This is a genomic window from Erysipelatoclostridium sp. MSK.23.31 (genome assembly GCF_019125875.1).
GTDB classification, from domain to species: domain Bacteria; phylum Bacillota_I; class Bacilli_A; order Erysipelotrichales; family Coprobacillaceae; genus Thomasclavelia; species Thomasclavelia ramosa.
On the sequence record NZ_JAHOCB010000019.1, the window covers coordinates 43,824 to 69,529 of the forward strand.

Below are 25,706 nucleotides of genomic sequence, written 5' to 3' on the forward strand. Positions count from 1 at the left end.
ATTACCTCCTAATACAACAAGATACTCTTCGCATCTTCACCTTTATCTTTAACAATCAATGCCTCTAGTTGATCTTGTGAACTAACTAATACTTTAATATCAAAACCACTAAATTGAGTATTTAATTCATCAGCTGCAGTAGAAATCAAATAAAGCAATTCAGTATATGTTTTAATATTTACTTTTAAATTTATTTTCATTGACTGAATCTGACCATTTTTATAACGACCATAGCCAATTACACCAACTGCCTCAGTTGCAGCTTTTTTCATATTACTTTTAAAAATTTCAAATTGTGATGCTGTATCTTCATCAGCAGCAGTTGCTTCTGTACTTGTAAACATATAATTTTTGTAATCTAATGTTTCAATATTTCCCACACTGCCATCACAATAACTTTTTAAAATATAACGACCATTAATATCACTTTCGTTAGTATTAGTCGCATAATAAACACAAATATTAGCAGGAATATCTTTTAAGTCTTTTTTACTCTGTAAATATTTGTATAATTTACTAATTGCTTCACGCCCAAAATCAACAACTAACGATTCATCTAATGAGGTGTCTAAACGTTCATTTTTTTCATCACGAGGATCTAGTACGATTGCTAATGATAGACCCTTTAAGACATATTCAGATCCGTTTTTTTCATAATAATCTTGTTCATGCACTGTACTTACCATGATTGGATTTGCAACTCCGCCAATAGTAGTTCCCCGCTGTGCTTGTAAGGTATAAGGATATTTACTAGTATCCTCAGAGCGTTTTAATAATTGATTCATATCATCCGTTTTAAGATATTGCCCTTCAGACATATAATAATCATTAGTTGAGAAATGATCAGTAGATAAAATCTGTAATTCTCGTCCAATTGTTTGAAAATCCATAGTATTTCCAAAAGCAGTATAATAATCTTCTCGACTTAAATTCGTATTAAGATTAACTACTCGATAAAATGAATCATCTAAACTATCGGTAGTGGATACATCATTTGCTGTTTGATTTTCAACGGTCTCTTTAGCATCACTACAACCGCTCAGCACCAATGCTATCGCTAATAAAGCCACTATTTTTTTCATTCTAGTGTTCCTCCTTTATACAGTGCATTATAACACTATTTTAGCTACTTCACCATCTCTAGTAAAGTTTCTTCACTAATTACATTAATTCCCAAATTTTGGGCCTTGGTAAGTTTACTTCCCGCATTTTCACCAGCTAATAAGTAATCCGTTTTTTTGGACACCGAACCTGAGACTTTACCGCCATGCTTCTCAATCAATTCACTTGCGGCTTTCCTTGAAAGAGTTGGTAATGTCCCTGTTACGACAAATGTTTTGCCATCAAAACGTTCATCGCCATCTTGAGCTTCGATAATATTCATATTAACTCCATACTCTTTTAAACGTTGAACAACTGCCTGATTATCAGGATTCTTAAAGTAATTTATAATTGCCATAGCACTAATATCACCAATATCATTGACTTCAATCAACTGAGCATAACTAGCTTTCATCAAATTATCAATACTTTTAAATTTTTTCATTAAACTTTTAGCAGCAGATTTTCCCACATTACTAATCCCCAAACTCGTTAGCAATTTAATTGCATCATTATTTTTACTACCTTCAATTGCATTTAATAAATTATCTGTACTTTTAACTAAACCAATAATTTTTTTATCAAGTAATTCCTGACGTTTATCAATTAAACCATAAATATCACTTAAATCTTTTAAATAACCATGATCCACTAATGTTTCTACATAAGCAAAGCCAAAACCTTTAATATCCATAGCATCACGTCCAACAAAGTTAACAATATTTCTAACTAACTTACTTGGACAGCTATGATTCGTGCATTTTATATCCGCATTATCACCTTCACGTACAGCTGGAGCTCCACAGACTGGACAAGTATTGCCAATTACATATGGAACACTATCAGCGGGGCGTTTTTCTTTAACGACTCCTTTAACCTTGGGAATTATCTCACCAGATTTATAAACAACGATCGTATCACCAATCCGCACATCTAGATCATCGATAAAATCCTGATTATGTAAAGTTGCTCGAGATACAGTCGTTCCACATAAACGAATTGGTTCAAAAATGGCTGTTGGAGTTATTCTTCCAGTTCTACCTACTGACAATTCGATTGCTAATAATTTTGTTTCTTTTTCTTCAGGCGGATATTTATAAGCTACTGCCCAACGAGGTACTTTAGCTGTTGCTCCGAGTTTTTGTCGATCAGCAAAACTATCGATTTTAACAACAGCACCATCAATATCATATCCAAGTTTATCACGATTTTCACCAATCGCCTCAATTGCCTCCCAAACCTCTTTAGCTGTTTTACAAATTTTATAATCTTCAATGATTTTAATTCCTTGCCGTTTTAAATATTCATATCCTTCACTGTGGCTTATAAATTCTCTGCCTTTAGCATCTTGAATATTAAAAACAAACATTGATAAATTTCTCTCTTTAGTAATTGAACTATCAAGCTGTCTTAACGTTCCAGCAGCGCAGTTGCGAGGATTCGCAAAAAGTTTCTTCCCTTTAATTTCCTGAATTTCATTAACTTTATCAAATGCTTCATTGGTCATATAGACTTCACCACGGACTTCAAGATATTCAATCGGTTCTTTTAAAGTATTTTTTACATCCTTGATTACTTTAGCATTAACAGTAACATCTTCACCTTGTAAGACACCATCACCACGAGTAACAGCAACATCAAGCTTACCATTGACATAGCGCAATGCCATTGACAACCCATCAATCTTGTATTCAACCACAAAAGTCGGATCTACCAGTTGTTCTTGCATATCCGCAACAAATGCATCTACATCTTCCTTAGAAAATACATCCTGCAATGATAACATCGGCACATTATGACGTACGAGTACACCAGCTTCACGCTTTGCACTACCACCTACTTTTTGAGTCGGTGAATCACTAGTAATATATTCAGGGTGTTTTTGTTCTAATCCTTTTAATTCCTGCATCATCATATCGTATTCATAATCAGTAATCTCTGGATTATCTTGATTGTAATAACGATCATTATGATATAAAATTGTTGCTTTTAGTTCCTTATATCTACTTAAATCATCCATTATCTCACTCCTAATTTAATCTTAACTATTATACCAAAATACGTATAACTATAAAACAAAAAATGTGCGTTTAGCACATTAATTTGTTAGTTTCTTTAATGCTTTGTGATTTGCCATCAAAGTCTTTAAACCAGCAGGCAATTCAAAAGCTATATCTAAAGTATTACCATTGACTTTAACAACAACACCTTTACCAAAAGTATCATGTAAAACAAAGTCCCCATTTGACCAGTCAGTCACTTCATTATTCCCTACTAATTCTTCTTTAGTTGGAGCTGTATTAATAAAGTTTGCTGTTTTAAATCGTGGCTTTGTTCCTACATGCTTAATCCCCTCACTCCCGATTTCATCAATAAAGCGACTTGAAATTTTAGGAGAATCTGTTACAAAACTAAAGCCTTCACTATCTGTCAAAAACAATTGTTTTCTTGCTCGAGTAAAAGCAACATAAGCCAAACGCCGCTCTTCCTCTAATCCTTCATCTGATTCGCTTAATGCTCTGAAACTTGGGAAAATCCCTTCCGATAAACCTAAAACAAAAACGTAATCAAACTCTAGACCTTTAGCCATATGAATTGACATCAGACTGACATATTGTCCATCATCCAAATTATCATTATCTGTATATAATGAAATTTCTTGTAAATAATTTTCAATTGTTGCAATATCAGGATTTTGATTTTGAAATTCATAAATTGACCGTTGTAACTCATGAATATTATCAATTCGATTATCTTCTAAATCCTTTTTCAACATATCAATATATCCAACATCGTTCATCAAATTTTCAAACATTTCATGAAGCGGCAGACTTGACTGTTTTGCTGTTTCAACAGCTTTAACCAATGTGATTATTTCTTTTTTGGCTTTTGATGACAGCTTAATTTGATCACTAAATAGTGTCAACGCCTCATACAAACTAACCTGATTATTCAAAGCTACTAATTGAATATTTTCTAATGTTTTTTTTCCAATTCCCCGAGCAGGAACATTGATGATTCGTTCGAATGCAAGATCTTCATCATTACATACTAACTGCAGATAGCTCAATGCATCTTTAACTTCTTTTCGACTAAAGAATTTCAAACCACCAAAAATCCGGTAATCTATTCCATGACTAATCATACTCTGTTCAATTGTTCGAGATAAATAATTAGCACGATATAAAATTGCAAAATCGCGATAATTGACTCCGTCAACTTCACTAATTATTTTTTCAATCTGGCTACAAATATAATCTGCTTCTTCCTGTTCACTCTTTCCCATATAATGAATAACTTCACTACCACCAGTAGCCTCAGTATAAAGGTCTTTTTCTAATCGATTTCGATTTTTACGAATTAAGCTATTGGAAATATTTAAAATATTTCCCGTAGAGCGATAATTTTGGTCTAAAATCACTGTTTTACAAGGTTTGAAATCTTTATCAAAATCAAGAATATAATTAACATTAGCCCCTCTAAATGAATAGATGGTTTGATCAGGATCGCCTACAACACAAGTAATTGCGTCTTGTGACATCAATTTAACTAAACGATATTCAATATTGCCAACATCTTGAAATTCATCAACATGGATGTATTGAAATTTATGCTGCCATTTTTCTAATACATCTGGATAATTTTCAAAAATATATACTGCTTTTAATAAAAGATCATCAAAATCAAGCATAAAATGATTTTCTTGATATTCAAGATATTCTTTATATACTTTAGCTTTCTTTATTTCACCTTGAAACTGACCTGCTAATTCCATTGCTCGTTCAGGATCAATATTAGCCATTTTATAATTTGAAATGGATGCAATCATACTTTTAATACTGATTGTTTTTGCATCAATATCTAAATTATTATAAATTTTTTTAATTAATGCTTTTTGATCTTCTTCATCCATAATCATAAAATTACTTGGATAATTAATCACATTAATATGTCGTCTTAATATTCGGACACATAATGAATGAATTGTGCAAACTAACGAACCTAATGCATGAGGTCCTAATAATGATGTAATTCGTTCTTTCATCTCGTTTGCCGCTTTATTAGTAAAAGTAATAGCTAGAATTTTTCGCGGGTCAACACCGATTTCATCAATCAAATAAGCAATTCGATACGTTACCACCCGTGTTTTTCCAGATCCTGCTCCAGCAATTATTCTCAAATGACTATCAAGATATGTTGCTGCTTCTTTTTGATTTTTATTTAATAATTCATCTAATTCCATCTAATCACCACCACCGATATATTATATATGATATTAAATATAAAAGATATATAAAATATTATTTCTCTCAAGATTATTTCTCTCAAGATATTTTTTCTTTAACACCTAAAAATATCCTTTAAAAATAAAGTACAGTTATTTGTCCAAATAACTGTACTTCTACTTTAATTATTTACTATGTACTTATGATAATAACGATTTAACAAACAATCAATAAAGAACAATAACTTATATTTTCCAATACTTTCACTATCATGCCCACCTAAACCAATTACTTGTGTAAATTGTTCTGAAAATTTAATATGAACATTTTGAGTTATCAGAACATTTTTAGCTAATGAAATAATTGCTGGAATAGTGATTGCTTTTTCCATTAATAATGTCCCTTCTAATGATAAAAAAATACAGAGATCATCTCGACGGATTTGCTTAGCAACCTCCATTTGATGCTCTTTACGAGGATAAAATTCAATAAACTTACCCGTTGTTAAAATTGCACGTTGCATAATGCAGCCAAGATCGCCAGGAATATGAGTTGCAAAAATAAAAATTCTTTTAGCGTTATGAATATACTCACACAACTGTTCAATTTCTTGATCAATTGATGTTTCTTGCATTCTTACTAAACTTTCAGAAATTGCTTGGGCATAGTCAACACAATTAATTTTTTTAGTCGCTCGAGTATCTATGATCATTTCATCTGTTTCTTCTTGAATCCCAATACAGTCAGCTTTAAAATCATTAAAATTTGCATAACCTAAATACTGCGAAAAACGACTAATACTTGATTGTGATGTATAACAAATATCAGCAAAATCTTGCAATGAAGTCCGTTTTTTTATTTTATCAATATTTTTTAAAATGCATCTAGCGATATTTATATTTGTATCATCGCTATCTGGTGATGTGTTTACAATATTTTGCAGTTTATAAATAAAACCAGCCATTGTCTGTTATCGAGGAATCTCCTCGATATCCTCCTTTCCCGTACTACTTCAAAATTTTTTGGCTTTTATTGTTCCCCTCTTATTCATAAAACTATAACAGCACTAACCCATGCCATTATTATAACACTACTTTTCAAGAAGTGAAAAGATATTCTATTTTTGAAAATCTATTCAAAAATTAAAAATCATTTGCAATTTTCTATATTGTAACATTTCCTCATGCCCTTTACAATTTAGTTAGATACAGAAATGTATAGACAAATCATCATATTAATCAGGAGGTGTTATCGCAAATAACTGCTATATTTTATTTATTATCATATCATGAAAGGGAAAGAGATATATGAAAAAGAAAAAGAGATTATTACCGATTGTCATGGCCTCACTTATGGCTATGTCGATCAACGTCGGTCCACTTAAAGCTGCCGATGCTCCACTAATTACTAATCCGTCTTTTGAACACGAAATTGATAAAAATGAAGTTCAACTCTACAAAGCTGTCAGAACTGACGAAAAAGCTTTTGACGGAAAATACTCTATCAAAGTTGGGAATCCTAAACCTGAAAATCCTTCTGAAGTTCCTATCTGGCGTTATAATTATGGTAAAGGTAGTGTTAATGTTATTTTCCATAACGTTGAGCCTAACACTACATACAAGATTACTACCCATTACTGGAATGAATCCGGAGTAAAGATGTCTACCGGAGTTCTTGATATTGAAGGTAAGCATACTACGTCTCCTTGGCAGCTTGCTTCTAATATCCAAACTAACCAAAAGGTCAGCACTGAGTGGCAGACTAATGAACATACTATCACTACTGGTCCTAGAACTAATGAAATTTACGGTTTTGCCTATATGGAATGGACTGGTAATGACTTAGGTTCTGGAGTTTTCTATATCGATGATTTCAAAATTGAAAAAGTAGAAAACAAAACAGTTGAAGAGAAAGCTTCTATCAACTATGATGCAGACTTCTCTGAATTCCCAGAAACTGTCCCTGCTGTTCAGAATTTTGAAAAAAATGGAAATGAAATTTATAAATTAAATACAGCTAAGCAAGTTTTTTCAACTGATGAATTCAGTAAAGCTAAGACCCAATATCTAGCCGACAGTATGGTTAAAAAAGGGCTGATCAAAGACTATACGATCAAAACTGTTACTGATGCCTCACAAGGTGAAGGTATTGTTTTAGTTAAACAGCCAATCACTTTTGAACTTCCTGCAGCTGTAACAACAAGCAAAATCGATGCCTATCAAATCGATATCGATCAAGACAAAACTGTCATCCATTCTGACTACATTCAAGGTATTCAAAATGGTGCAATGACTATATTGCAGGCCTTCGCTCAAAGAAAAAGCCTTCCTGCTGGTTCTGTTCAAGATTACAGTGATCAAGTTGTTCGTGGGCTTCAGGTCGACTCTGGAAGAAGATACTATTCAATTCAATGGTTAAAAGATCAGATTGAACAAATGGCATATTACAAACAGAATATCTTACAGCTGAGACTTAAAGACAACGAGGGTATTCGTTATGATTCGAAAATTGCTGCTGATTTTGTTGACCGTAAAGGTGGATTTTGGACTCAGGAAGAAGTTGATGAATTAGTCAGCTATGCAGCTAAATTCAATATCGAAGTTATTCCTGAAATCGACTTCCCAGGTCACGCTGAACAAGAAGCAAATTTCCATAGCGGATGGTGCATTCCTGGTTCAACCAAAGCATTAGACTTTTCTAAACAGGAAGTTCGTGAATATATGATCTCTGTTTATAAAGAAGCAGCAGATTTCTTCCATGCTAAAACGATTCATATCGGTGGTGATGAATATTTCCAAAGTGGTTATACAACTGCCGGTAAAACAGTTTTACAGGAATGGGCACGTCAAGTGACAGGAAATGAAGCTGCGACAGACCATGATGCTATCAAACTTTTCTTCAATGAAGCGGGAGACGAACTAATCAAACAAAACTTAAAAGTACTAGTATGGAATGACAACATCTTTGATTTAGGAGGAATAGTACCATTAGACAGCCGTCTAATTGTTGATTTCTGGGCTGGAGGAATGTACGGATCAATCAAAGCCAGTACTACAGCTAATGCTGGATATACAATCATGTCAAGTTCTTCATCAAACTATCATGATTTATGGCCACAACAAGGACAGAGCAAACTAGACCGTCCATTACCAAAACGGACATATGAAGAATTTACAAGATATCATTATTCAAAATCATCATATCATTATGGAAATGATGAAGTATTAACAGAAAATCTTGACAAGTCATTAGGACAAGTATTCCCAATTTGGGATGATGCCCACGGGTATGTACCAGAATATATTTTGACTAGGACACTATTCCCACGTTATGCTGGATTTGCATTAAAAACATGGGGAGCAGAATATCAAAAGGAAATGGATTACGAAAGCTTTGAAAGACTGATGTATACACTTGGATCACCACGTGATGATTTATTTACACAATCAAAAATCAACTACAACAAGACTGATCTAGATCTAGTAATAAATAAAATCGAAACCGCTCTGGCTGACAAAACTACAACAAATACTGCAGTTCAAGAAAATATTGATAATTTAAATGCTATGATCAGTGATGTTAAAGCAAACCCTGCTAATTATCAAAAAGATAGTTTCTACACAGATATTATCAATGATTTGATTTATAATTACGAAAATGTTGAGTACGTAGTAGTTAAAAAGAATCTTTTAAATATTGCAATTGAGGAAGCACTTAAAGTTACTGAAGCAGAATTAAATACTATTGTTCCTGCTGTAGTTACAGAATTTAAAGCCGCTCTAGCAGAAGCTCAACAGATCAATGGAACTTCTTTAGCTACGCAAGAAGAAGTAAATGCATCGTTTGACCGTTTAAGTGACGTAATGCAAAAATTATCTTTCAAAAAAGGTGATAAAACTGATTTAGAAAATTTAATTAAAAAAATTGCTAAACTAAATGCTGAAGATTATCTAACAAGCACTTGGAATGCAATGTTACCTGTTTTAGATGAAGCTAAAGTTGTTGTTAATAATCAAAATGCTTTAGAACCAGAAGTTCAAGAAGCGCACGATAAATTAGTAAGAGCCTTCTTACAGCTAAGACTAAAACCAAATAAAGATGCCCTTAACGAATTAATTAATAAAGCTGAATCATTGAATAGTGCAGAATACACTAGTGAAAGCTGGGCAGCATTAGCTAATATTCTTATTGATGTAAAAGCTGTTGCAGCCAATGAAGTTGCCACTGTTACCGAAATTGAAACCGCATATGACAACTTACAAAATGCCATCAATAATTTAGTTAAAGTTACTCCAGCAGAGCCAACTACACCTAACACTCCAGATGCTAATAAAAAAGACGATGTTAAACAAGGTAACGTCAAAACTAGTGATAATACAAATATCGCTCTATACACTTCATTATTTATTATGGGTGCGTTAGTATTACCATTAGTATTAAAAAAGAAAAGACATAACTAAAACACTCAAAAAATCTCACTATGTTTAGTGAGGTTTTTTCTATGTTCAATACTTGGCTCATTTTTCAAATATTGAATATAATTTATCATCTTGTAAACCTCAATAATAGGCTATACAATTTAATTAAGTGCAAGCATATATAAACAAACCATTATATTAATCAGAAAATATTATTTAAATAATCTTAATGATTTGATTTATAATTATGAAAACGTTGACCCTAATAACTATATTCATACTAAAAATGAAACTTCTACTATAAAACCATTTGATTTGGAATAAATAACTGCTAAAATTAGAGATAGCAATAATTTATTATATTTAAATTTACTAAAAACTGCCTTATTTAGTTTAGTAATACTCGATAAAAAAGAAAAACGATACAATAAATAAAAATACTAGAGTTTGTATTAAAATAAACTCTAGTATTTTTATTAAAATTTATGTGAACGTCCAACTAAATCATTTATATCATTAATACCAATTTGTTCTAATAATGGTTCTAAATCATTAATAATTTTTTCACATACATATGGATCAATTAAATTCTGACAACCAATTGCAACAGCACTTGCACCAGCCGACATCATTTCGATAACATCACGGGCATTTTGAATCCCGCCCATACCAATTACTGGTATCTTTACTGCTTGACTTACTTGATAAACCATTCTTAGAGCAACCGGGAAAATTGCGGGTCCCGAATATCCTCCCGTCTTATTAGCAATAATTGGTTTTCCTGTTTTAAAATCAAAGCGCATCCCTACTAAAGTATTAATCATCGTTATACCATCAGCCCCAGCCGCTTCAACTGCTTTAGCCATTGCTACAATATCAGTAACATTTGGTGATAATTTAACATAAACTGGAACTTTAGAAACTTCCTTAACTCGACGTGTTAAATCAGCTGCCATTTCTGGATTAGTTCCAAATTGAATTCCACCACTATGGACATTCGGGCATGAAATATTCAATTCTAAGGCTCCTACCATGTCATGAGTAGAAATCCTTTTAGCAGTTTCGACATAATCATCAGGTGCACTACCACCAATATTAGCAATTACTTTATCATTATATAGCGGTCTTAGTTTTTCTAATTCCTCAGCCATAACAGCATCAACACCAGGATTTTGCAAACCAATTGCATTTAACAAACCACTTGGTCCTTCAGCAATTCGAGGTAGAGGGTTCCCATAGCGAGGTTCTAACGTAGTCCCTTTAAGCATCATTGAACCAAGAATATTGATATCATAAAACTTTGCGAACTCATATCCAAACCCAAATGTTCCACTCGCTGGAATAATGGGATTTTTCATTTCTAAACCAGGTAAAGATACTTTTAAATTAGCCATTTACAATCACCTCGTTACTTTCTAAGATTGGTCCTTCAACGCAGATTCTTTTATATGGTCTAGTTTTAACTTTGCAAGAGCATCCCATGCAGGCACCAAAGCCACATCCCATCCGAGCTTCAAATGATAATTGCCCATTTTCTGGATAATTAAGTGCTAAAGCATCTAGCATTGGTTCTGGTCCACAAGTATAATAATTATCAAAAGTCAATCCTTCATTTTTAATTACATCAACAACCGTTCCTTTTGTTCCGGTGCTGCCATCCATTGTTGCGACAAAAACATTAGAAAATTCAGCAAATTTTTCTTGATAAAAAACATCTTTTGCACTGCCAAAACCTAGTACTGTCGTTATCTCTATTCCTTTGGCTGCAAGCTTTTTACCTAAATTATATAGGGGTGGTGTTCCTAATCCACCACCAATCAATAAAGCTTTACCATCCTTAATGGTAAATCCATTACCTAACCCAATCAAACAATCTAAATAGCTGCCGATTTCTTTATTTTTTAAGATTTTAGTTCCTTCTCCAACTACTTTAAAAACAATCACAATATGACTATCATCATAATCACTGATTGACATCGGTCTTCTTAAATAAGGTTGTAAACTATCATTGATTTTAATATTGATAAATTGGCCCGGAGCACTGATATATTTAGCTCCTTCACCTTCTAAAATCATTTCATATACATCATCTGCAATATTTTTAATGCTTGTAATCTTCATCATCCCATGTAAGTTTGCCATAATGCCTCCTATATTTTTGTAACTTTACCATCTAAAACATGATACTTTAATGCTCCAAAACACTTAGTTTCAAGAAATGGTGTATTAATTGATTTTGATTTAATACTTTCTTTTGTAATTACATATTCTTCTTCTAAATCAAAAACAGCAAGATTTGCCTTTAACCCAACTTCTAGATCATGCTCGATTCCAATTACCTTTGCTGGATTTATAGACATACATGTCAAAACTTTTTCTAAAGAAATAAGTCCTTTTTTAACTAAATATGTATACATTAAGCTAAATGCATGTTGATTCCCAATAATTCCAAATGGAGCTTTGTCGATTGGTTTATTTTTTTCTTCAATCGCATGTGGTGCATGATCAGTAGAAATTACAGTTACACCCCCATTATTGATTCCTTGAATCAATGCCGCTAAATCTTCTTTACTTCGAAGCGGTGGATTCATTTTATAATTGGGATTCATATCCTTAATATTATCATCAGTTAAAATTAAATGGTGTGGACATGCTTCACCGCTAACTAATGGATTTGTTTTCCGAGCTTCGGTTAATGCCGCTACTGTTTCTTTAGTTGATATATGACAAATATGATAACGATTTCCGATTTCACTTGCCAACTTTAAATCACGAACAGCATGATTAAATTCAGATGCATTATTTATTCCAACTAAATTATGTTCTTTTGCATAATTACCATCGTTGATACAAGCACCTGGCTGTAATTCAGCTTCGTCTTCACAATGAGCTACAATAATACTATTATTCGCTTTTGCAGCTTTCATTGCCGTTTCCATCATCATAGATGATTGAACTCCACGACCATCATCTGAAAAACCAACTACAATTTCTTCTTTACTATTAGCATCAAAATCTACTAGTTCTTGACCTCTTAATTCAGTCGTAATTGCACTATATGTATAAGTATGTACCTTCGCATCTTTTGCTACCCGCAAAGCAAAATCTTTAATTGTGGCTACATCATCCATACATGGGATTGTATTAGCCATTGCAACTAGATGAGTATAACCACCGTATTTAGCAGAATTAGTCCCGGTTGCAATAGTTTCTTTGTGTTCAAATCCAGGCTCTCTTAAATGAACATGAATATCAACAAATCCAGGTGTTAATAAGTTACCTTTTAAATCAATAATCTCATCAGCATCCGTTAATTCTTGAGCGATTGCTGCAATACGATCATTTTCAATCAAAACATCTAATTTTTGGAGTTTATTATGATAAAATACATTACCATTTTTGAATAATATTTTAGTCATTTGTTAACACCCGATTTAATAATGCCATTCTTACAAATACACCATTTTCCATTTGTCTAAAAATACGGCTTTGTGCACATTCAACAATTTCATCAGCTATTTCAACATTACGGTTAAATGGTGCTGGATGCATTATAATCGCCCCTTCTTTCATTTTATCAACACGTTTTTGATTCAAGCCAAACATCTGATGATATTCATCAGTCGTTAATCGCATCAAATCATGATGACGTTCATGTTGTACTCGTAATAACATCACAATGTCAACTTCTGGTAAAATTTTGTCAAAATCAACATAGTTATATCCAGCTTCTTCAAATTCACGTGGTCCACTAGTATATACTTCCATTCCTAAACGCTGCATTATCTCATAATTACTATGAGCGACTCGAGAGTGAACGATATCCCCAACGATTACAATCTTCAACCCTTCAAAATGACCGAATTCTTCACGAATTGTCATTAAATCTAAAAGAGATTGACTTGGATGATTCCCAGTTCCATCACCACCACTGACAACAGGAATCTTAATTCTTTCAATTAAATCCTCATAATAGTTTTCCTTGGGATGGCGAATTACGACAGCATCACACCCAATTGATTCAAAAAACTTAACCGTATCATATAAAGTTTCTCCTTTTTGAACGCTTGAATTTGCTGCTTCAAAATTTTGAGTTCGACAACCTAAATTATAAGCAGCTTTATCGAAACTATAATGCGTTCTTGTTGATGGTTCAAAAAATAAGTTTGCAACTACTTTTTGTCCTTTGAAATCAACTTTTTTACCGTTTTTAAACTCTTCAGCTTCATCCAAAATCTGATTAATTTCTTCTGTTGAAAAATCTTTTAATGTAAATATGTTCATAATCTTCCTCCATAAAAAATACCTCTAACGAGGTATAATTGGGAAATAATATTAATTATACCCAGTTGACATAGTTTTTTTTCTTTTTACATCATAACAAAAATAGGTTATTTTGACAATTATTTTACCATATAAAAAGGGAAATATTTATTCCCCTTGATATTTCTTTCGTAAAGCTGATTCAACACATGGTGGTACTAGCCCTGCAACACTGCGGTTATGGCTCACCATTTCTTTAACTGCCGAAGAAGATATAAATGAATGTGATGGTTTTGTCATTAAAAAGACCATATCTACTTCTTTATCTAAATATTGATTAGAAAAAGCAAGTTGTAATTCGTATTCAAAATCCATAGTTGCTCTAATTCCTCGAACAATAATTCGAGAACCAACATCTTTAGCATATTCAACTGATAATTTATCAGAAGAATCAATGATCACATTATCAAACTGTTGACATGCCGCCTTTAATAATTCTTTTCTTTCATCAATTGAAAAGAGTCCTTGTTTATTAGGATTAATACAAATCGTTACATATAAAGTATCAAACATTCTGCTTGCTCGTTCAATAATATCTAAATGTCCATTTGTTACAGGATCAAATGTTCCTGCATAAACCGCAATATTTTTCTTCATCGTCCTATCCTGCCATAAATTTAAATACATTTAAAGCTGTAATGCCATAATCATTTTTTTTGATCAAATCTAATTCTTTAAATGGTTTAAATTCTACTTCCTTTAACTCTTCTACTACTATCATACATTCATCATTTAACATTTCATTTACAATTAGAAATTCTAATATATCATCTACTAATCCTTTTCCATAAGGAGGATCTAATAAAATTAAATCAAATTTAAGTTTTTCATTAGCAAATCGTTTTAATGCTTTACGATAATCTAATTTATATACATGAACATTAGCTAATTTCAACATTGTAAAATTTTCTTTAATTACTTGAAATGCTGCATACTGGTTATCAACACTATACAAATGTTCATACCCTCTTGATAATGCTTCAATACCTAGACCACCACTACCAGCAAATAAATCCAGTACTGCTCCACCATCAAAGTATGGTCCAATAATATTAAACAGATTTTCTTTATTACGATCTGTTGTCGGTCTTGTCAAATTTGATTTAACACTTTTTAACTGTCTACTTTTATACTTACCTGCAATTACTCTCATAAGCCCTCTTATAATTGATATGGTGATAAATCTAACTCATTAGAAATACCCCCAAATACTACTTTAGTTATTTCATCTAAAAAATCATTTAAACGATGATACTTACAATAATAATCTAAAATATCTTCATTACTTGCAATTTTCTTCTTTAAATCACGAATTTCATCTTTAATCTCCTGATTATCAATATATTGATTATATTTCTTTAATTCATCATATTGATTCAGTTTATTTTGATATTCATGCAATAATGAATCAATCTCCTGATTATGAAGTTTCTTTTCAGCTTCAACATAATCAATATATCGCTGATCCAGTTTTATTTCTGTAATTAATTTATCTAATATCTCTTCCATCTTACCTACATCATCATTTCTACCATATTAATTAACATGGATACTTGATCAATCTTGTCAATAAATTGTTGATTTTTACCATCTTTATATTCTTGAATTAAATGCTCGTATTCTTGAGGATACCGAGATAAAACTATATACCAATTAGGATGATAACGAAGATAATATCTAATTTCTTCATTCATCATACCATTTTCTTTCCTTAGCAGGCTCTTTTTTATCTAAAAAAGTACTAGCAACATTTAAAACTTTTTCAATTGAACCTAAACTACTCGATAAAGCATTTAAATCAATATTCTTAATTACTTCTAGTAACATATTTAAATCAAAACCACTATTACCTGTTTTATATGGTAACCAAAATTTATCATCTTTACCATACATAACAAAAATTTCATATAACTGTTGCCAAGTATAACGTCCATTAAGAACATCTTGTTTTATACTAGGGATTGTTTTTAAGAACTCTTTAAATTCATCCATAAGATCACCTAATATATTATATGTATATTAGCCTAATCGGTGTCAAATTTTTGACGATTATGTTTTGCAATTATTGCTTGTGCGACACCAACTGCTACAAATGCAGTAACTGATGAAGATCCACCAGCAGAAATTAACAGTAATGGTACTCCGGTCATAGGAATTAATCCAGATATTCCACCAAGGTTAATCAATAAATGTAAAAAGAAATATGAAGCAATTCCCAACAAAATAATCCGTGATTTATTTTCTTTAATTTCCTGTGAATATTTTAATAACTTAAAAATAATGATACATGTTGGAATAATTATTAAGCCTAAACCAATGATACCTAATTCTTCATATATAATAGCACCAATAAAATCGTTTTGTGACTCTGGAATATATCCAAATTTTTGGGTTGAATTTCCTAAACCAACACCAAAAAGACCACCATTATTAAAAGCAATTAAAGCATTTGATAATTGCATACTTGTATCATAAGGATCACTTAATGGTGCTAACCATGTAGAAATTCTCCCTAATTGGTAACCTTTTAATACTGAAGTCCCAATAATTAAAAACAATACTCCACAAACCCCAATGAACACCCATACGATTCGCTTGTATTTCTTAAAGTATTGACGTGGTGTCCCAATAAAACAAACAAAACAAATAGTTACTAAAATAACAGTTGTTCCAAAATCTTTTTGCACAAAGATCCCAACTCCAGCAGCAATTGCTACTAACATCATTGGCAGGAAAACACATTTTAAAAACTTTTCTTTATAAAAAGCAGATTTCAACTGTTGTGTTTTAAATCTACCTTTTACTACAAAGGCTTTATCACTTTCAGTTAAAAAATAACTCATTATCAGTATCATTGCAACTTTCATGAACTCAGCTGGCTGAATACTAAATAAAGAACCAAATTTAATCCATGCATGAGAGCCTTTAGTACTACCAAAAAATATACAGATTATCATTAAAAAGATTCCTAATAAGTATAATTTCATCGATGCACTATAAGTAATATACCGAGTTTTAAATACTCTGGCAATAAAAATCATTACCCCAGCCCCAGCAATTACATAAACACTTTGAGTAATCATATTTTTTAAAGCATAAGTAACCCCATGAGAAGTCACACTTCCAACTGATGCTGAACCAATCATAATTATTCCAAAAATTGCCAAAACAAAAACACTAGCATAAATACCTTTATCGACCCCACGACTTTTAAATAATCGCTTAATCTTTTCTATTCCTGCCAATTTATTCACCTACTCGAATAAAATCATTATTTTTGGCTGCTTTAACAACTTGATATATAGAATAATGAGAAATTTCGTAAAATTGTTTGTCCAATTGCTTTTCTTCACTTTTACTATCAACAATTGCTTTAAACTTACGATATGCCTGCATAAATTCTTCTTTGCTAATACCTTCTTCATAAGCTTTTTCAACAGCATTATATAATGCCATTACATCAATTATTTCTTCTGTTGACCATCTATAGTCTAACGGATAATTGTAATCCATACTAACACACTCCTTAATTGCTTTATATTATAACTTAAAATTTATCGATTATCTACAATAACCCAAACAAAAGATAAATATTAGAATAGGATATACTAAAGGAGGCGATAATATGAACTGCGGATTTAACTATTCTGGATGTGGATGTAATTCATACAATCCTTTTATCACTAATCCATTTGGATGTGGTGGATGCAACAGCTGTAACATTTCAAGCAATGGATGCGGTTGTGGTTGCGGTGGTTTCGGTTCTTCAAACTGGTTTGCCATTGTCTTAGTTGTATTCTTATTATTAATCATTTGTGGAAATTCAAGAATTAGAGTCGGATAAAGTCTTTATTTCACCTCATTTTATGATATAATACTATCAGAATTAAAATGAGGTGAACCTATGATAACAATGAAAGATATAATTGATGACCATAATGAAAAGATTCGTGAGGTCTCAAAAGAAGTAGCATTACCAATCACAAATGAAGAACGCGAACTTTTATTACAAATGCATGAGTTTCTTGTTAACTCTCAAGACCCTGAAACTTCTGAAAAATATGATTTACGCCCAGCTGTAGGAATTGCGGCTATTCAATTAGGAATTCCTAAACGAATGACTGCTATTCATGTTTTAGATTTTGATGAAGATGGAAATGTTATTGGGGCTGATGACTATGCTTTAGTTAACCCAAAAATCATTTCACATACTGAAAAACAATCTTATTTAAAAGATGGTGAAGGATGTTTATCTGTTAATGATGAAGTTCAAGGATATGTACCACGCTACGCTAAGGTGACCGTTAAAGGATATGATGTTTTGACTGATCAAGAAGTGAAAATTGTTGCTCGAGGATTCTTATCAATTTGTTTACAACATGAACTAGATCACTTCGAGGGAACTTTGTTCTATGACCGTATCAACAAAGAAAATCCTTTAGCACCTATTCCTAATGCTATGGTTATTGATTAAAAAAACGACTATTTGTAGTGTCTTCAAAAAGTTACTCTAACTTTAAGAAGTGCTGCAGATCAAGTCGTTTTTTTCTTATAAAAATTTATTACCAAGCCTAATAACAACATTAATACGATTGTAACCATTAAATTATTAATCGTATAAGGGTGATAATGTAACCTAATTCCTCTAACATCTACCAAGAAATCATATACAATTTTTAATACAACATCTTTAAAAATAAATACTACCATCAAACAATTATAGGCCTTAAAAACTCGATTTAAAATTAAATTATACTCTTCTTTACTATCTTTCTTTATTAATAAATGTTCTAGATTATTGATAAACAAAAAAGTACTAAAAATTAAAACCACTGTTAATAAAATATCACTGCTTAATAATGCATAATCGTAAATATTGTATTTTAGATGATGCAGATAAGCCTGATAAAAGCTCATTAATAAATGGGCAACTTTATCTACTAATAAATAAAGATCAAAACAAATTATCAAGTGTCCTAAAAAAACAATATTATTAAACTTGTTTTGACATTTGGGTTGGTACCACAAATAAAGTAATGATAGCAAACAAATCAAGGCAATAATACCTATTATTATTTCGAGATAACTAACTAGATCATAACTTTTATTTTGCCATAACATCTTCAGCACCTCGATTCCAATAACTTATTCCTAGTATATTGATAAAGATTGTAACAACAATAATTGCAACCTCCGGTAATCCCAAGTATGGCAAAGCATAAAGAAATATATCATTAGAGCTGCTAGTTTGATTATTTAATCCAAATAATTCCAATACTCTAGCTAGTTTAACAATCAGCGGAACGATTACAGTTCTAATAATAATTAAGATAGCTATAATATCGGCATTAATAGCTAATTTACGAATTGCATCACGACTACTATTTTTAATAAAATCTAAAATATTTTTCACCAAAAAAATCATTAAAATCATAATAATTAAACTAATCAGATCATAACCTATCTTAATCATCCACTCAAAATTGCTCTCAATATTAAAACTAGCATTATTAAACCAATAAACCATCAGCTCATTACGAATGGTTCCTAACATTAAGCCCGCGGTACTAATAATAAATAAGAACGCAAAGAAACGGCGCCATTTTATAAGACGACGTCGCATTGAAAATAGTCCATTTAAACAGACTACATAGATAAAAAGCAGCAGGATCATAACTATATTATTAATATGCATGGCTAAAAAACTCTGCATTTAATCACCTCATTAAAATTATACATGAGGACTAATAAAAAAACTAGAAAAAAGGCTATTGTTTTGAACAATAAACAATAGTCCTAATTATTTTATATTTTAGCAAATGCTTGTTTTAAATCCGCAATTAAATCTTCAACATCTTCAAGACCAACAGACATTCTAATTGTTTCTTGTTTTACCCCACCTGCTATTCTCTCTTCCTCTGACATTTGAGCATGTGTCGTACTTGCAGGATGAGTCAGCAATGAACGTGAATCAGCAAAATTAGTAACATGAATAAATAATTTAATATTATTAATTACTGTTTTACCACCAGCAACACCACCTTTGACTCCAAAAGTATATAATCCACCAAAACCATTGGGGAAATATTTTTTAGCTAGTTCATAGTTAGGACTATCTGGTAATTCCGCGTAACTAACCCATTCAACATCATCACACTCATTTAAAAATTTTGCTAATAATCGGGCATTTTCAACGTGTTTTTTCATTCTTAATGATAATGTTTCTAATCCTAATAAAGTCATATACGCATTAAACGGTGACATACACCCTCCTAAATCACGTAATGTCTTTGCTACTGCTTTAGTACAAAAAGCACCCGCTCCTAAATCAGCATAAACTATATCATGATAAGCTTTGTCAGGCATGTTAAATAATGGATAGCGAGGATTATCTTTCCATTTAAAGTTCCCACTATCAACGATCACACCACCCATAACATTACCATGACCAGCTAGATATTTAGTAGTTGAATAGACTACTAAGTCAGCTCCATATTCAATTGGTTTAAATAAATAAGGGGTTGGTGTTGTGTTATCAACAACAAATAAAATTTGATATTCTTTAGCAATAGCACTAATTGCTTCAAAGTCTAACATATCTCCATTAGGATTTCCTACCGATTCAACAAAAATAATTTTTGTTTTATCGTTGATTGCCGCTTTTAAAGCCTCTAAATCAGTTGGATTAATAAAGTGTGTCTTAAATCCCATTCCTGCCATCGTTCCTGATAAAGAACCAATCGTACCACCATACAAATTATTTGCAGCAACAATTTCATCTCCAGTTTCACACACAGTCATAATCAATCCCATAATTGCTGCAGTTCCAGAAGCAAATGCTACAGCCCCGAATCCGCCATCTAAAGCCGCCATTCTTTGTTGTAGAGCATCAACTGTTGGATTAGATAATCGAGAATAGAAGTATCCTCCTTCCTCTAACGCAAAAATTCGCGCCGCTTGATCAGCATCTTCAAATGTAAAAGCATTTGATAAATATAAAGGCATCCCCGTAGCCTTAGTTGTCACATCTGGCTTTTGACCAGCATGGATTTGTAATGTTTCAAAACCATAGTTTTTATTATCCATAGTATCTCCTCCTAAAATTGATAAAATTGTATCACACCTTGAGCTTTTTTTCCATATAAAAAGGTTGGTCTCCCAACCTTACGATAAATTATTTTTTAAGAAAATCAGGATATGCCTCAGAACCATGTTCTCCTAAATCAAGACCAGCAAGTTCTTCCTGAGGTGTTACTCGCAACCCAACCGTTTTCTTAATTAAAGTAAACATGATGAAGGACATTGAACATACCCAAACTGCTACAATAATTACACCAATCAATTGCGTAATCAGTAAAGCAGTTCCACCCCCAAAGAATAAGCCTAAAGTTCCTTCACTTGCTGGGGTATTGCATGCAAATAATCCAACTGCAAGTGTTCCCCAGACACCATTTAAACAATGTACCCCAACTGCCCCAACAGGATCATCAACATGTAATTTTTGATCTAAGATTTCACAGCCATAAACTACTAAAATCCCGCCAACAGCTCCAATTGCAATTGCACCATATAATGAAACAATATGACAACCAGCCGTAATCGCTACTAAACCAGCTAAAATACCATTTAAAGTCATTGAAACATCTGGTTTTCCATATTTTTTCCAAGTAAGAAACATTGCTACTAATGCACCAGCACATGCTGATAAGTTTGTTGTCATCGCAATATGACCTATATAATCTGCTGCTTCTAAAGAAGAACCTGGATTAAATCCAAACCAGCAAAACCATAAAATAAATACGCCTAAAGTGGCCATCATGATATTATGACCAGGAATTGCATTAGTACTGCCATCCCTATTATATTTTCCCATTCGTGGACCTAAAACAACTGCCCCCATTAATGCGGCCCAACCACCAACTGAGTGAACAGCAGTAGAACCAGCATAATCAATAAATCCTATTTTTGATAAAAAACCTCCACCCCAGATCCAATGACCAGAGATTGGGTAAATTACTAAACTAATTACTAACGTATAAATTAAATATGATGAAAATTTAGTTCTTTCTGCCATCGCACCAGAAACAATTGTTGCTGCCGTAGCACAAAAGACTGTTTGAAAAAAGATAAATACTGTTGGTGAAAGTGCCTCAAACTGTGATAAATTTAATGTCGTCGGATCAATGAATCCTGTTATACCTACAATTCCCCCTAATGATTCGCCGAACATCAAACCAAAACCTACTACTAAAAATATAATTGATCCAATTGCAAAATCCATAATATTTTTCATTAAAACATTGTTGCAGTTTTTTTGCCGAGTTAAGCCAGCTTCCAAAATAGCAAAACCAGCTTGCATCAGCATAACCATTACCGCACCAAGAAACACCCAAACAATATTAATTAATTGTTCCATATTTGATCCCCCTTTTAATTTTTATAAATCTGTTACAGAGCATTTTCTCCTGTTTCACCAGTTCGAATTCGTACTGCCTGTTCTACTGGATAAACAAATACTTTACCATCACCCACATTACCAGATGAAAGTTTGGTTGTAATTTCTTTAATCATTTGATCAACTACTTCATCTTTAACAACTGTTTCAATCCGTAACTTAGAAACTAAGTTTACCGAATATTTAGTTCCCCGATATTGTTGAGTATAGCCCATTTGATTACCAAAACCCATAATATTTGAAACCATCATTCCGGTAATCCCACAATCAGTTAGAATATCTTTTAAAATTTCTAGCTTCTCAGGTCTGATAATGATTTCTAGTTTTTTCATACTTAAAATTCCCCCTTTATTTTTTGATTTAAAGTTTATCGCCTTTAAATCTTAATAAAATACTATCAGAGTAATAAATTATTGTCAATTAATATTTTTATAAATATATATTTTTATTAAATTTAGGATTTTAACAAATTATAATTTAATTAAAATATTAATAAATTTCCTTAAATTCTTTATAATAAAAAGAAAAAGCTATCCTAAGATAGCTTTTAATAATTTGTTATTAGTATAAATTTACTAATTTAATAATAATCCCTTACCAAGTTCACCATATCTTCTACATATAAACGAGCAGCATCTATTACACATTGATCAATTTCCTTTAACTGCCTAAATGTAAGCTTAAATGAATATTGCTCACGCATAAGTGGTAAATCTGTTTCTTGACATAATTTAATCATATTTTTCATTTTATGATCATTAATGTAGAAAGCATTAAACAAAGCAATATTATGTACTTTTTGTCTATTTAAACTTTTAATAAATGTCTCTAACTGCGGATCTTTCCAAGCCGAATCATCAAAGCCAATAACTAATAAATCGACTGGAGCAAGAGCATCAAATTGATCAATCGTCTTTGCATATGTTTTAACCCATCTTGCCATAGCTTCAGCAACAGGCTTGATGTGTTTTGATTTACTTGTATATAGAATTTCTACTCTCATTTATATCACCTTCTATATTTTAAAGTGTTTTTGTGAACTATATGTTAACCATGATTAAATTATATCATTTAACAATTTTAAATCCACTTTTTAATTTTAGAAAATGAAGATTGTGGCACACTAACATTAGGAGGTAGATGATGGTAAAAAAATTATTTTTGGTAGGTATCATGTTGTTATCATTAACAGGCTGCGTAAAAGGAAATGTTGACATCGAATTTATTGATGAAAGTAATGCATCTTTAACAATTGAAGTACTCATTCAAGAAGATTTATTAGATTCTTATGGTACCTCACTTACTGATTTAAAACATAAATTAACTAATAGTGAGTTGAGTACATGGGAAAATAAAGAACTAAAAAAAGATATTAATGGTACCCAATATATAGGATTTCAGCTTATTGCACCAAAAGATATTAATAAAAGCTTATTGAGTTTCTTCACTACAAATAAAAAAGAAGGAACTTATCAAGTTACGATCGATCACAGTACTATTAACAATATTTTTAATACAAGTGAAATTGAAGATATTAATAATTATTCTCTAACAAATTTGAAGACTATGGGACTCGAGCTAAATTTAAATATTAAAATGCCGGGAAATATTAGTGAAACTAGTTATGGAAAGATCCAGGATAATCAAGTCAAGATTAATCTATTAGATTTTTTAACTCAGGATGAAACGAAGTCAATTTCAATCATTTCTAGTAATCGGCATCAAACGACTCAGCCTGCAAATATTTTTATCTTTGTTGCACTAATTATAATTCTTTACATTATTTTAAGAAAAAGACGTTAATCACTTAATATGTCTTTTTTTTACTGTCTAAAAATGATAGAATTAGGCAGGAAAAAGGAGAATAAGATGAAAAAAAGAAATTGTATTATTGGACAATCTGGAGGACCCACAATCGCAATTAATGCAAGTCTTGCTGGAATCATTCATAAAGCTAAACATAGCGAAGAATATGAAAATGTTTATGGAATGATCAACGGGATTAAAGGTTTATTAGAAGGTCGTTATATGGACCTGCTTGAGGAATTTGATACAGGTGAAAAAATTAATGCTTTAAAACAAACACCAGCTATGTATCTTGGTTCATGCCGTTTTAAATTACCAACACATATTGACAACCAAGAAACATATGTAAAATTATTTGAAATTTTAACTGAATTAGAAATTACTGATTTTTATTATATTGGTGGTAATGATTCAATGGATACTGTCATGAAACTAGATGATTACGCAAAATCAATCAATAGTGAAATTCAATTTATCGGTATTCCTAAAACAATTGACAATGATTTAATGGGTACTGATCATACCCCAGGCTTTGGTTCAGCTGCCAAATATGTAGCTTCTTCAATCTTAGAAGTAGTTCATGATAGTTTAATCTATCAGCTGCAATCAGTAACAATTATTGAAATTATGGGAAGAAATGCCGGATGGCTCACAGCAGCTGCTGCACTGGCTCGTAATGAATATAATGAAGCCCCTGATTTAATTTATCTACCTGAAGTAGTTTTTGATAAAGAAAAATTCTTAGAAGATATTCGAGAAGTATTTAAACGTAAACGCTGTGTTGTAATTGCTGTAAGCGAAGGTATCAAAGATAAAGATGGTCACTTCCTTGATGATGATTCTAAATATGCTAAAAAAGACGCTTTTGGTCATGTACTTCATTCAGGAACTGGAAAAATGCTAGAATCATTAGTTTTCAAAGAATTTCAATGTAAAGTTAGAAGTATTGAATTAAACGTCTTACAACGATGTGCTATGCATATTGGGAGTAAAACAGATTTAAATGAGTCATTTGTAGTTGGACAAAAAGCAATAGAAACTGCGTTAACTGGAAAATCCGGCCAAGTAATGGGATTTAAACGAATTTCAAATACCCCTTATGAAATTGATTATATTTCAACTGATGTAAAAAAAGTAGCTAACTTAGAACAAAAAATTCCAACTGCCTGGATTAATGAAGCTGGAAATGATATTACCCAAGAATTATATGATTACTTATATCCGTTAATTCAAGGTGAAGTACATATTAATTATTTAAACGGTATTCCTGCTTATTACAGCTGTAAACATCTTAATAAATAAACAGTGCAATGCACTGTTTTGGCTCCGTGTCAATAGTGGAGGGGCTTAAGAGATAGCGAAAGCTATCTCTTTTCT

26 protein-coding genes are annotated in these 25,706 nt (G+C 31.8%); 5 read left to right on the forward strand and 21 right to left on the reverse strand.

Annotated elements, in window-relative coordinates; genetic code table 11:
• Nucleotides 1-8: 8 nt before the first annotated feature.
• The 4 genes from KSU54_RS09875 to KSU54_RS09890 all read right to left on the reverse strand — a co-directional run bounded on the left by KSU54_RS09875 (nt 9) and on the right by KSU54_RS09890 (nt 6,291).
• The gene (locus KSU54_RS09875; protein ID WP_020994476.1) at nt 9-1,082 is read right to left on the reverse strand and encodes a CamS family sex pheromone protein; all 1,074 of its coding nucleotides are present in this window, start codon (nt 1,080-1,082) and stop codon (nt 9-11) included.
• Nucleotides 1,083-1,126: 44 nt separating this feature from the next.
• Nucleotides 1,127-3,121: an NAD-dependent DNA ligase LigA gene (gene ligA, locus KSU54_RS09880; protein WP_009009806.1), complete on the reverse strand. Its 1,995-nt coding sequence runs from the start codon at nt 3,119-3,121 to the stop codon at nt 1,127-1,129.
• A gap of 78 nt (nt 3,122-3,199) precedes the next feature.
• Complete coding sequence (locus KSU54_RS09885) at nt 3,200-5,344, reverse strand: ATP-dependent helicase (protein ID WP_003537812.1); 2,145 nt, start codon at nt 5,342-5,344, stop codon at nt 3,200-3,202.
• 164 nt (nt 5,345-5,508) lie between these two features.
• Nucleotides 5,509-6,291, reverse strand: a complete 783-nt coding sequence (locus tag KSU54_RS09890; RefSeq protein ID WP_008792948.1) for a MurR/RpiR family transcriptional regulator — start codon at nt 6,289-6,291, stop codon at nt 5,509-5,511.
• Between the two features lie 343 nt (nt 6,292-6,634).
• On the opposite strand from KSU54_RS09890, the gene KSU54_RS09895 reads away from it, so the two are divergent.
• Complete coding sequence (locus tag KSU54_RS09895; protein WP_117792168.1) at nt 6,635-9,787, forward strand: family 20 glycosylhydrolase; 3,153 nt, start codon at nt 6,635-6,637, stop codon at nt 9,785-9,787.
• Between the two features lie 434 nt (nt 9,788-10,221).
• On the opposite strand, the gene KSU54_RS09900 is transcribed toward KSU54_RS09895, so the two are convergent.
• The 11 genes from KSU54_RS09900 to KSU54_RS09950 all read right to left on the reverse strand — a co-directional run bounded on the left by KSU54_RS09900 (nt 10,222) and on the right by KSU54_RS09950 (nt 17,581).
• Nucleotides 10,222-11,139: a dihydroorotate dehydrogenase gene (locus KSU54_RS09900; protein WP_003537809.1), complete on the reverse strand. Its 918-nt coding sequence runs from the start codon at nt 11,137-11,139 to the stop codon at nt 10,222-10,224.
• Entirely contained in the window at nt 11,132-11,887 is a 756-nt protein-coding gene (locus tag KSU54_RS09905; protein WP_003537807.1) for a dihydroorotate dehydrogenase electron transfer subunit, read from the reverse strand. Before KSU54_RS09905 ends, KSU54_RS09900 begins: the two co-directional genes overlap by 8 nt.
• Before the next feature lie 8 nt (nt 11,888-11,895).
• Nucleotides 11,896-13,164 (reverse strand): dihydroorotase, encoded by a 1,269-nt coding sequence (locus KSU54_RS09910; protein ID WP_003537806.1) that lies wholly within the window; start codon nt 13,162-13,164, stop codon nt 11,896-11,898.
• Nucleotides 13,157-14,029, reverse strand: coding sequence for an aspartate carbamoyltransferase catalytic subunit (locus KSU54_RS09915; protein ID WP_003537805.1), 873 nt, complete (start codon nt 14,027-14,029; stop codon nt 13,157-13,159). The genes KSU54_RS09910 and KSU54_RS09915 overlap by 8 nt, the downstream gene beginning before the upstream one ends.
• 147 nt (nt 14,030-14,176) lie before the next feature.
• Entirely contained in the window at nt 14,177-14,665 is a 489-nt protein-coding gene (coaD, locus tag KSU54_RS09920) for a pantetheine-phosphate adenylyltransferase (protein WP_008792945.1), read from the reverse strand.
• Nucleotides 14,666-14,669: 4 nt separating this feature from the next.
• Nucleotides 14,670-15,221 (reverse strand): 16S rRNA (guanine(966)-N(2))-methyltransferase RsmD, encoded by a 552-nt coding sequence (rsmD, locus tag KSU54_RS09925; protein ID WP_117792165.1) that lies wholly within the window; start codon nt 15,219-15,221, stop codon nt 14,670-14,672.
• 8 nt (nt 15,222-15,229) lie between these two features.
• The gene (locus tag KSU54_RS09930; protein ID WP_003537802.1) at nt 15,230-15,577 is read right to left on the reverse strand and encodes a YlbF family regulator; all 348 of its coding nucleotides are present in this window, start codon (nt 15,575-15,577) and stop codon (nt 15,230-15,232) included.
• Between the two features lie 5 nt (nt 15,578-15,582).
• Nucleotides 15,583-15,765 carry a YlbE-like family protein gene (locus tag KSU54_RS09935; RefSeq protein WP_003537801.1) on the reverse strand — a complete coding sequence of 61 codons (183 nt, stop codon included), beginning with the start codon at nt 15,763-15,765 and terminating at the stop codon, nt 15,583-15,585.
• Nucleotides 15,755-16,060, reverse strand: a complete 306-nt coding sequence (ylbD, locus tag KSU54_RS09940; protein WP_003537800.1) for a spore coat protein YlbD — start codon at nt 16,058-16,060, stop codon at nt 15,755-15,757. Before ylbD ends, KSU54_RS09935 begins: the two co-directional genes overlap by 11 nt.
• 32 nt (nt 16,061-16,092) lie before the next feature.
• A complete protein-coding gene (locus KSU54_RS09945) occupies nt 16,093-17,322 on the reverse strand; it encodes an FtsW/RodA/SpoVE family cell cycle protein (protein ID WP_003537799.1) in 1,230 nt (409 codons plus the stop codon).
• The gene (locus KSU54_RS09950; RefSeq protein ID WP_003537798.1) at nt 17,315-17,581 is read right to left on the reverse strand and encodes a UPF0223 family protein; all 267 of its coding nucleotides are present in this window, start codon (nt 17,579-17,581) and stop codon (nt 17,315-17,317) included. Before KSU54_RS09950 ends, KSU54_RS09945 begins: the two co-directional genes overlap by 8 nt.
• A gap of 112 nt (nt 17,582-17,693) precedes the next feature.
• On the opposite strand from KSU54_RS09950, the gene KSU54_RS09955 reads away from it, so the two are divergent.
• Both KSU54_RS09955 and def read left to right on the forward strand, forming a co-directional pair.
• Nucleotides 17,694-17,912, forward strand: coding sequence for a hypothetical protein (locus KSU54_RS09955; protein ID WP_003537797.1), 219 nt, complete (start codon nt 17,694-17,696; stop codon nt 17,910-17,912).
• A gap of 60 nt (nt 17,913-17,972) precedes the next feature.
• Complete coding sequence (def, locus tag KSU54_RS09960; RefSeq protein WP_003537796.1) at nt 17,973-18,542, forward strand: peptide deformylase; 570 nt, start codon at nt 17,973-17,975, stop codon at nt 18,540-18,542.
• A 59-nt stretch (nt 18,543-18,601) separates the two neighbouring features.
• On the opposite strand, the gene KSU54_RS09965 is transcribed toward def, so the two are convergent.
• From KSU54_RS09965 to KSU54_RS09990, 6 genes are all read right to left on the reverse strand, one after another.
• Nucleotides 18,602-19,189 (reverse strand): hypothetical protein, encoded by a 588-nt coding sequence (locus KSU54_RS09965; RefSeq protein ID WP_003537794.1) that lies wholly within the window; start codon nt 19,187-19,189, stop codon nt 18,602-18,604.
• On the reverse strand, nt 19,173-19,781 hold the full coding sequence (locus KSU54_RS09970) for a hypothetical protein (RefSeq protein ID WP_008792943.1): 609 nt from the start codon (nt 19,779-19,781) through the stop codon (nt 19,173-19,175). Before KSU54_RS09970 ends, KSU54_RS09965 begins: the two co-directional genes overlap by 17 nt.
• A gap of 92 nt (nt 19,782-19,873) precedes the next feature.
• Nucleotides 19,874-21,154, reverse strand: a complete 1,281-nt coding sequence (locus tag KSU54_RS09975) for an O-acetylhomoserine aminocarboxypropyltransferase/cysteine synthase family protein (RefSeq protein WP_003537790.1) — start codon at nt 21,152-21,154, stop codon at nt 19,874-19,876.
• 88 nt (nt 21,155-21,242) lie between these two features.
• Complete coding sequence (locus KSU54_RS09980) at nt 21,243-22,484, reverse strand: ammonium transporter (protein WP_117792163.1); 1,242 nt, start codon at nt 22,482-22,484, stop codon at nt 21,243-21,245.
• A gap of 32 nt (nt 22,485-22,516) precedes the next feature.
• Nucleotides 22,517-22,855 (reverse strand): P-II family nitrogen regulator, encoded by a 339-nt coding sequence (locus tag KSU54_RS09985; RefSeq protein WP_003537788.1) that lies wholly within the window; start codon nt 22,853-22,855, stop codon nt 22,517-22,519.
• 248 nt (nt 22,856-23,103) lie between these two features.
• Nucleotides 23,104-23,526, reverse strand: coding sequence for a hypothetical protein (locus tag KSU54_RS09990; RefSeq protein ID WP_003537787.1), 423 nt, complete (start codon nt 23,524-23,526; stop codon nt 23,104-23,106).
• Nucleotides 23,527-23,666: 140 nt separating this feature from the next.
• Here KSU54_RS09990 and KSU54_RS09995 point away from each other — a divergent pair, with 140 nt between their 5' ends.
• Nucleotides 23,667-24,326: a hypothetical protein gene (locus KSU54_RS09995; RefSeq protein WP_008792941.1), complete on the forward strand. Its 660-nt coding sequence runs from the start codon at nt 23,667-23,669 to the stop codon at nt 24,324-24,326.
• 66 nt (nt 24,327-24,392) lie between these two features.
• Nucleotides 24,393-25,631: a 6-phosphofructokinase gene (locus tag KSU54_RS10000; RefSeq protein ID WP_117792161.1), complete on the forward strand. Its 1,239-nt coding sequence runs from the start codon at nt 24,393-24,395 to the stop codon at nt 25,629-25,631.
• The last annotated feature ends 75 nt before the right edge of the window (nt 25,632-25,706 follow it).